The following is a 1392-nucleotide window of genomic DNA, read 5'->3' on the forward strand; positions in this document are numbered from 1 at the left end:
AAAACGTATGGCCCGCCCCGTCTGCAAGGTCGTCGATGAAGATGCCTGTGACCGGTCTGCACAAACGTATCCGGCATGTCGGCATGGTGGCCGCCGCCAAGATGGAGAGCCGCACGTCCCGGGCCTCATAAGCAATTCGGCCTCGGGGGCCGCTTTTTTTGCCAGGCTTCCGGAACGCCGCTCGACCGTCAGGCCATCTTCACTGTCCTCCCGCAGACCTCGGTGACCTGCGCCGAGCGATCGTGCTCCGCCTCAGGTCAACCTCTTTTGATGCCCTATGCGAGGGCCGGCTCCGGCCGCCGCTCGAAGCTCACTCCTTTGCGCAGCGTCGCCCAGGCGATCCGCGCGAGCTTGGCGGCGAGCGCGACGACCACGACGTTGTAGTGCGCCCGCGCCAGCAGACCGCGCAGCCATCGGCCGGTCGCATCCTCGACCTTGGACAGCGAGGCTAGCGCTGCGCGCGCCCCATGGATGAAGAGCCCACGCAGATAGGCGTTGCCCCTCTTGCTGATGCCGAGCAGCTTCGGCTTGCCACCGGTCGTATGCTGTCGGGGCACGAGGCCAAGCCAAGCCGGCAGGTCGCGCGCGGACGCGAAGGCGCTTCCGTCGTCGATGGCCGCGCGCAAGGCCGTGGCCGTCATCGGCCCGACGCCCGGGATCGACACCAGGCGATGTGCCGCCTCGTCGGCGCGGGCATGCGCCGCGAACTCTCGGTCGAGCGCTTCGATACGGCCGTCGAGGCTCGCCCACTCCTCACGGATCTCGGCGACGAGAGCTTGGATACGCGCGCCAATCTGCGCCTGGGGATCCGTCACGAGAATGCCGACCGCCGTCTCGAACTTGCGGCGGCCTTGCGGGAAAACGAGACCGCGCTCCAGCAGGATCGCGCGGAGCTGGTTCATGAGCATGGTGCGCATGCCGACCAGCCGAGACCGGACCCGGTGCAGGCTCTGCATGTCGAGTTGCTCCTGCGCCTTGAGGGGCACGAAGCGCATCGTCGGACGTGTGGCGGCCTCGGCGATCGCTTCGGCATCGCGGTCGTCGTTCTTCTGCGCCTTGACGTAGGGGCGGACATACTCGGGCGACATCAGTCGGATGGTATGTCCCTGCGCGGCCAGCAGCCGCCCGAGGTGATGGGCGCCACAGCAGGCCTCCATCGCGACGACACAAGCGGACAGCTTGGCCGTGAGGCCGACGATCGTCTCACGCCGTGCGCGACGACGCAGAACCACCGTACCGGCTGGGTCGAAGCCAACCAGGCTACAGCTGTTTTTGCCGAGATCGATACCCAGCACGGCGACCGAACTCTTTGCCATTCCCGATCCCTCCATTTCTCCAAGGCAGCAGCATGCCACCAACGGTTCGGTGAGGGGCGGGCCATCCCATAAGCAT

The 1392-nt window shown here is 66.8% G+C and carries 1 protein-coding gene; it reads right to left on the minus strand.

Going from position 1 to position 1392, the window contains the following annotated elements; translation table 11 throughout:
- Positions 1–275: 275 nt before the first annotated feature.
- Positions 276–1295 (minus strand): IS110 family RNA-guided transposase, encoded by a 1020-nt coding sequence (locus AC0IY0_RS28670; RefSeq protein WP_461232482.1) that lies wholly within the window; start codon positions 1293–1295, stop codon positions 276–278.
- Between the last annotated feature and the right edge of the window lie 97 nt (positions 1296–1392).

It is taken from the genome of Methylobacterium sp. AC315, assembly GCF_979253755.1.